The organism is Streptomyces sp. NPDC021096 (assembly GCF_040641275.1).
Classification (GTDB): Bacteria; Actinomycetota; Actinomycetes; order Streptomycetales; family Streptomycetaceae; genus Streptomyces.
In genome coordinates this window covers 549418-555474 of the sequence record NZ_JBFADG010000002.1, presented here as the reverse complement: position 1 = coordinate 555474, position 6057 = coordinate 549418, and the positions used below count along the sequence as shown (strand labels likewise).

The window sequence follows — 6057 nt, the reverse complement described above, 5'->3', positions numbered from 1 at the left end:
GGCCAGGGCCAGGGCCAGGGCCAGGGCCAGGGCCAGGGCCAGGGCCAGGGCCAGGGCCAGGGCCAGGGCCAGGGCCAGGGCCAGGGCCAGGGCCAGGGCCAGCAAGTGTTGAGGGCAAGTCCGAGGAGCCGTTCCGTCAGCGACACCGGCGGGCGTTGAGCCGGGCGGCCTGGCGTGTCAGGTGGTCGCGTTCGGCGAGGTTGGGCGCCTTGTGGGCCGCCTCGGCGTACAGCCGTGCCGCCGTCGTCAGGTCGCCGTCGCGCTCGTGGAGGTACGCCGCCACCGCGGTGTGGCGGGGCAGTGAGTCGTCCAGCGCCGCGAGCGCCGCCAGGCCCGCGCGCGGTCCATCGGCTTCCCCGACGGCGACCGCGCGGTTGAGCCGGACGACCGGGCTGTCGGTCAGGCGGGCGAGCTCGTCGTACCACTCGACGATCTGCACCCAGTCGGTTTCCTCGGCGGTGGGTGCGTCGGCGTGGAGTGCCGCGATGGCGGCCTGGGCCTGGTACTCGCCCAGCCGGTCGCGGGCGAGGGCCGACTGCAGGATCTCGACGCCCTCGGCGATCGACTCGGTGTCCCACCGGCCGCGGTCCTGTTCGGCGAGCGGCACCAGGCTGCCGTCGGGCGCGGTCCGGGCGGCGCGCCGGGCGTGGTGGAGCAGTATCAGGGCGAGCAGCCCCGCCACCTCGGGGTGGTCGATCGCGGCCACGAGCTGCCGGGTGAGCCGGATGGCCTCGGTGGCGAGGTCGACGTCGCCGGAGTAGCCCTCGTTGAAGACCAGGTAGAGGACGCGCAGCACGGTGGCGACGTCGCCGGGCTGGTCGAACCGTACGCTGGAGACGGTGCGCTTGGCCCGGCTGATGCGCTGCGCCATGGTCGCCTCGGGCACCAGGTAGGCCTGGGCGATCTGGCGGGTGGTCAGCCCGCCGACGGCGCGCAGCGTGAGTGCGACTGCGGACGACGGTGTCAGGGACGGGTGGGCGCACAGGAAGTAGAGCTGGAGCGTGTCGTCCACCGCGGGTGCGGGCCCGGGCGGCGGCTCTTCGTCGACGAGGCCCTCACGTCGGCGGCGGGCGGCGTCCGCGCGGGTCGCGTCGAGGAACTTGCGCCAGGCGACGGTGATCAGCCAGCCCTTCGCATCCCGCGGCGGGTCGGCCGGCCAGACGCGGACCGCCTCGACCAGGGCGTCCTGCACGGCGTCCTCGGCCGCCGCGAAGTCGGCTCCGCGGCGGACGAGGACGGCGAGCACGCTCGGCGTGAGGCTCCGGAGCAGGGCCTCGTTCACCTGGAAGGTCACTTAGGTCACTCGGTGATGGTGGGCGGCGCGGTCAGGAACGGGCGTACCTCGAGCCACTCGTGGATCGGCTTCCCGCCTGCCCCGGGGGCGGCCGACAGTTCCCCGGCCAGCTCGATGGCGCGCTCGTAGCTGTCGACGTCGATCACCATCCAGCCGGCGATGAGGTCCTTGGTCTCGGCGAACGGGCCGTCGGTGACCGGCGGGCGACCCTCGCCGTCGTACCGGACCCACATCCCCTCGGGGGCGAGCGCCTGACCGTCGACGAACTCGCCGGTCCCCTCGAGCCGGGCCGCGAAGTCGTTCATGTACTGCACGTGCGCCGAGATCTCCTCCGGCGTCCACTCGTCCATCAACACGTCGTTGACCGCAGCCGGGGCGCCGCGGTAGTGCTTGAGCAGCAGGTACTTGGCCATCGTGTTTCTCCTCGGTGCTGGTGCGACCCATTGTGGTCGCGTTCACTGCGGGGACGGAGCCAGCCACGGGTTCTCGACATCGTCGTCCGAAATTCTTTGGCTCTTGTGGGCGGGGCCGCGTCGTCCCTCCCGACCTCCCCGCGGGAGGGCCGACGCGGGCCAGGGCCCCCGCAGCCCGCCATCACAAGCACCGACAGGAGCGGGCTGTCGATCGAGGTACGAGCTAGCTGCTGGTCACCAAGGCCTCGATGTCCTCAATGCGCACGATCTCCCCACGGGCTCCCCAGTTACCCTCGGGAACCTCGTTGATGTGCACCCACGCGGCGCCGGCCTGGGTGAACCGTCCCGGGTCCGCGTCAGCGTCCGCGAGCACGCGCGTGACGCGCCGCACGATGTCACGGCGTTTGTCGTCGTTCATCGAACCGGCCGGGACCCCCACCCGCACCACGTATTTCGGCTTCTCCCCGGCCGGCAGCTGCCGGCCGCCCACGAACCAGGCATCGATCTCGTTCACCACCAGCCACGAGATGGACCTGGCCGCCTCGGTGTCCGGGGCACCCTCGGCGATCATCACCTCCAGCACCAGCTGCCCACCGATCTTCTCCCGCTGCTCCTGATCGAGCGAGCCTTTGGGGACGAACAACTCCACGAACGGCACGAGTCAGTCCTTTCATTGAACTCTCGCTGTCTGCAACGTACAACTGTGAGTTCAATCAATCAACCCTCTACACTGGAGCCATGCAACGGACCAGCTTCGCGGAGATGCACTGCTCGATCGGGCAGGCCTTGGAACGCGTCGGCGAGTGGTGGACGCCGCTGATCGTGCGGGACATCAACCTCGGCCTGCACCGGTTCGACGACATCGCGGAGAACCTCGGCATCTCCCGCAACCTGCTCACCCGCCGGCTCGGGACGCTGATCACCGACGGCATCGTGGAGCGCCGGGCGTATCAGGAGCGGCCCCTGCGGTACGAGTACCACCTCACCGAGGCCGGCCGTGAACTCGTGCCGGTACTGATGGCGCTGATGGCCTGGGGCGACAAATGGGCGACACCGGAGGCCGGTCCGCCGGTGCGCCTGATGCACCACGAATGCGGCGCGGAATTCACGCCACAGGTGTGCTGCTCGGCGTGCGCGAAACCGGTGACCACCGCCAATGTGACGGCACTGCCCGGCCCGGGCGCCGCCTCCGGACCGGGGACCAGGGTGCTGGCCCGACGCAGCGGCATCGAGCCCGAGGAACCGTAACCGGCGAGATCGCGGTGCGGCGTTCCTCCTCGAGCGGACCCGCGAGCACAGCGGGCGACGAGCAGGGACGGATCGACTTCCATCACCATGCGCGGCCACCATGCGCGGCTCTCCGCCGATGCCGCCAAGGTCTTCCGGGACCGGGAGAGCCCCAGCTCCTCCACCGGACCCGCGAAGGCCTGGGAATCGCCGCCTCACAGTCCACCGTAAGCTTCTCGATCATGCGCGAGAACCGACTGGATGCCTTGTTGGAGGCCGGATTCACCGACCGGCTGGGACAGCGGGACAGGAAGCTGCTGGCGCGCCGCGCCTCACTCAAGGGCATGGGCGAGAAGCCGCCGTTCTACCTTCCGACCAGTTGGTGGTACGTGGTACCGGGTGAGAACTACGAGGGCTTGTTCGCGGCGCTGGACCTCCACGACCGGGTCCCGGTCACCTTCCGCGAGGGACTCGACGTGGCCGACCTGTCGGCCCGGCCGGACGCCTACCCCGTCTTCGTCACGCCCGAAATCGACGGCTGGCGTCTGATATTCGGAAACCTCGACAATGTCATCGGCTGGGGCTGGGACGACATGATGGGGGCCGTGGAGCGGCTGAGTGCCCGGTGCGGCCAGGCGCAGATGTTCTTCGAGGACATCGCGGGCGGCGCGGATATCTGGGTGGTCGCTCAAGCGGGTCGCATCCGGCGTCGGTACGCGCGGGAGAGCAACCCCGAGTGGGTGGGCGAGCCCCTGCCGTGGGAGACGCTGGCTGTCGACGACGAGGATTTCGACCCGGAGTTCGACGAGGCGGAGCCCAACGAGGGCACAGCCGACGCCATGACGGCGTGCGAGTACCTGTCCGTACACCCGAGCCCGGTGGACGCCGACACCGAGATTCGCGGCCACGGCTGGCTGGCCATGAGCGCCCCGAACGTGGGCCACGAGGGACTGGAAGAGCTGGCTCGATCTTGGCGGTGACACCGGAAAGACCCGCTCGAACATGGTGTCCCTGCTCATCGCCGCGTACTGCCGGCATGCGGGCATGCGGGCATGGGCGAGAACACGCTCCGGTCGTACCTGCAGACCAGCCAGCAGCAGAACCGGGCAGCCGGGCAGCCGGGCCCCAGGACGACGAGCGGGCGCACCTGGCCGGGCTGCTGGGCAGCGCGGGACAACTATCTCCCGCCCCCGGTAGCGGCGATGGCGCGCAAGGTGGCCGACGCCCTCGAAGTGACGCAGCCGCCCCCGCGTGACGTTGCAGCCACGGCGGTGGCGCGGCCGTGGGGCCGGTCGCGTTCGGCTGCCGCCTGTGCGCGGTGCGGCGTACAGGCCCACTACGAGCGCGACGGGCTATGCGAACTCCCGCTCCTTGAAGGGCCGTTCCAGAAGCAGGTTCGCCTTGGCCGTACGCCGGTAGTACACACGCTTGCCGGACCGGGCCCGACTCACCAGGCCGGACCGGTGCAACTGCCCCAGATGGTAGGAGACCGTCGAGACACTCAGACAGTGGAGTTCCGCAAGCTCGGTGGTCGTACGGGCGGCCGCGCCGAGGTCGGCCAGGAGCGCGAGCCGGGAGTGGCCGATGACATTCGCCAGCGCCGGCGGCGGAGACGGTGGCGAAGCCGGGCCGCGGCCGGGGCGCCGTACCGGAAAGACGAGGTAGGGGCCGCGCTCTCCCCACGGGTCCACGTTGACCAGCCAGCCGGTCGCCACCGGCGAGGGGAAGAGGGTGACCGGCCCCACCGCCGGCGTTCCGGCGACGGCGGGCACTCTCTCGAGGGTCAGTACACCGTCGCGGTAGGCGATCCCCGGATGCAGGGCGTCGAGCACCGCGCTCAGCCCGTGCCGGACGATGACGGCCGCCCGGCGCTCGATGTCGTCCTCCGCCCGCGCCACGATGGAGGCCCACCGGGGGCCGATGCCGAGCTTCCAGAAGGCCTCCATTGCGCCGGCGATCCGCTGTGCGAACTCACGCTCGCCGAGCTCCAGATACCGGCACACCGCCGAGCCGTCCTCGCCGCCCCGGCTATCGACGAGTCTTCTCAGCTGCCGGGCGACGACGTGGGCGGGTGTACTGGCGACCCGGTGCAGGGCCGGCCGCGTCGATGTCCGGAAATCCGGCCGGCTTCGGCCCCAGGGCCGGGGTCAGGAAGTCCGGCGCATAGATGCCGACGTCACGGCGCATGGCGTCCAGGAGATACAGCCGCCGTTCCCGCGGCTCCGGAGCGGCGGGGTGGCCCGGGTAGAGCAACACTCCCGCCTGCATCAGCGGGGATATCTCGAAGCGGGTCTTCGCCGGCGAGTCTGCGGTGAAGGAGAGCTCGATCATGCTCCGTCCGAGTGCGCCGTACGTTCCGGATCTACTCTCAACTTCTTCTCCGGAGGCATGGCGGAACACTTCACTCACTTGCAGTGACGTTGACCATGTCCATCTCAGGGGAATTCATGGCCAAGGCCCGACACACAGTCCGCGTTTGAGAACCTTTTCCCAGCTCCGCACCGCTGGGGCCTCACGACTCATGGTGCACTCGCGACCTCCGGGAGACACACCCGGATGGTCGCCTTCCGTCTCCCCGCTGCTGGGAACACCTGAGAAGGTCAGCAACAGAAGGGAGCGGGCCCATGGCGAAGAACGCCCATGTGCGTCACAGCGGTGACGGGAAGGCATTCTGGATGCTGAACGGCCTCTACGAGGTCAAGGCATCCAGTGACGAGACCAACGGTGCGATGACCGTCATGGAGATGACCATCCCGGAAGGGATGGGCCCACCGCCCCACACCCACCCCGGAACCGAGAGCGTCTATGTCATCGAGGGGACTCTGCGCTACCACATCGGTGACGAAACAGTCGAAGGCGGCCCGGGGTCTTTTTTCCACATCCCCGAGGGCACATTGGAACGGTTCGAGCCCACCAGCACGGTACGGCTCCTGGTCACCTACACTCCGGGCGACGTCGACAAATTCTTCGCCGAGGCAGGCGAACCGGCCCAACGACGTGAGCTGCCACCCAGGTCGGAGGCGCCCCCGGACGTTGATCGCCTCATCGAGATCGGCAAGCGGCACGGAATCGAGATGCAGCCTATGCCCAGCGCCTGACTTGACCTACGTGCAGGCGGGCGAG

General features: G+C 69.7%; 8 protein-coding genes. 3 read left to right on the top strand and 5 right to left on the bottom strand.

Annotation, left to right across the window (positions count from 1 at the left end; translation table 11 throughout):
- Positions 1 to 136: 136 nt before the first annotated feature.
- The 3 genes from AB0G59_RS06190 to AB0G59_RS06180 all read right to left on the bottom strand — a co-directional run bounded on the left by AB0G59_RS06190 (position 137) and on the right by AB0G59_RS06180 (position 2365).
- Positions 137 to 1282, bottom strand: a complete 1146-nt coding sequence (locus AB0G59_RS06190; RefSeq protein WP_360908654.1) for a DUF6596 domain-containing protein — start codon at positions 1280 to 1282, stop codon at positions 137 to 139.
- Between the two features lie 17 nt (positions 1283 to 1299).
- Positions 1300 to 1707 (bottom strand): YciI family protein, encoded by a 408-nt coding sequence (locus AB0G59_RS06185; RefSeq protein WP_360908518.1) that lies wholly within the window; start codon positions 1705 to 1707, stop codon positions 1300 to 1302.
- Positions 1708 to 1930: 223 nt separating this feature from the next.
- Positions 1931 to 2365, bottom strand: coding sequence for a tautomerase family protein (locus AB0G59_RS06180; protein ID WP_071967784.1), 435 nt, complete (start codon positions 2363 to 2365; stop codon positions 1931 to 1933).
- 80 nt (positions 2366 to 2445) lie between these two features.
- Here AB0G59_RS06180 and AB0G59_RS06175 point away from each other — a divergent pair, with 80 nt between their 5' ends.
- Positions 2446 to 2955 (top strand): helix-turn-helix domain-containing protein, encoded by a 510-nt coding sequence (locus tag AB0G59_RS06175; protein ID WP_360908516.1) that lies wholly within the window; start codon positions 2446 to 2448, stop codon positions 2953 to 2955.
- Positions 2956 to 3176: 221 nt separating this feature from the next.
- Positions 3177 to 3914, top strand: a complete 738-nt coding sequence (locus tag AB0G59_RS06170; RefSeq protein ID WP_360908514.1) for a hypothetical protein — start codon at positions 3177 to 3179, stop codon at positions 3912 to 3914.
- Positions 3915 to 4286: 372 nt separating this feature from the next.
- Here AB0G59_RS06170 and AB0G59_RS06165 read toward each other — a convergent pair whose 3' ends face one another.
- The gene (locus tag AB0G59_RS06165) at positions 4287 to 4937 is read right to left on the bottom strand and encodes a helix-turn-helix domain-containing protein (RefSeq protein WP_360908512.1); all 651 of its coding nucleotides are present in this window, start codon (positions 4935 to 4937) and stop codon (positions 4287 to 4289) included.
- A 25-nt stretch (positions 4938 to 4962) separates the two neighbouring features.
- Positions 4963 to 5265, bottom strand: a complete 303-nt coding sequence (locus AB0G59_RS06160; RefSeq protein WP_360908510.1) for a hypothetical protein — start codon at positions 5263 to 5265, stop codon at positions 4963 to 4965.
- Between the two features lie 293 nt (positions 5266 to 5558).
- On the opposite strand from AB0G59_RS06160, the gene AB0G59_RS06155 reads away from it, so the two are divergent.
- Positions 5559 to 6032, top strand: coding sequence for a cupin domain-containing protein (locus AB0G59_RS06155; protein WP_177338756.1), 474 nt, complete (start codon positions 5559 to 5561; stop codon positions 6030 to 6032).
- The last annotated feature ends 25 nt before the right edge of the window (positions 6033 to 6057 follow it).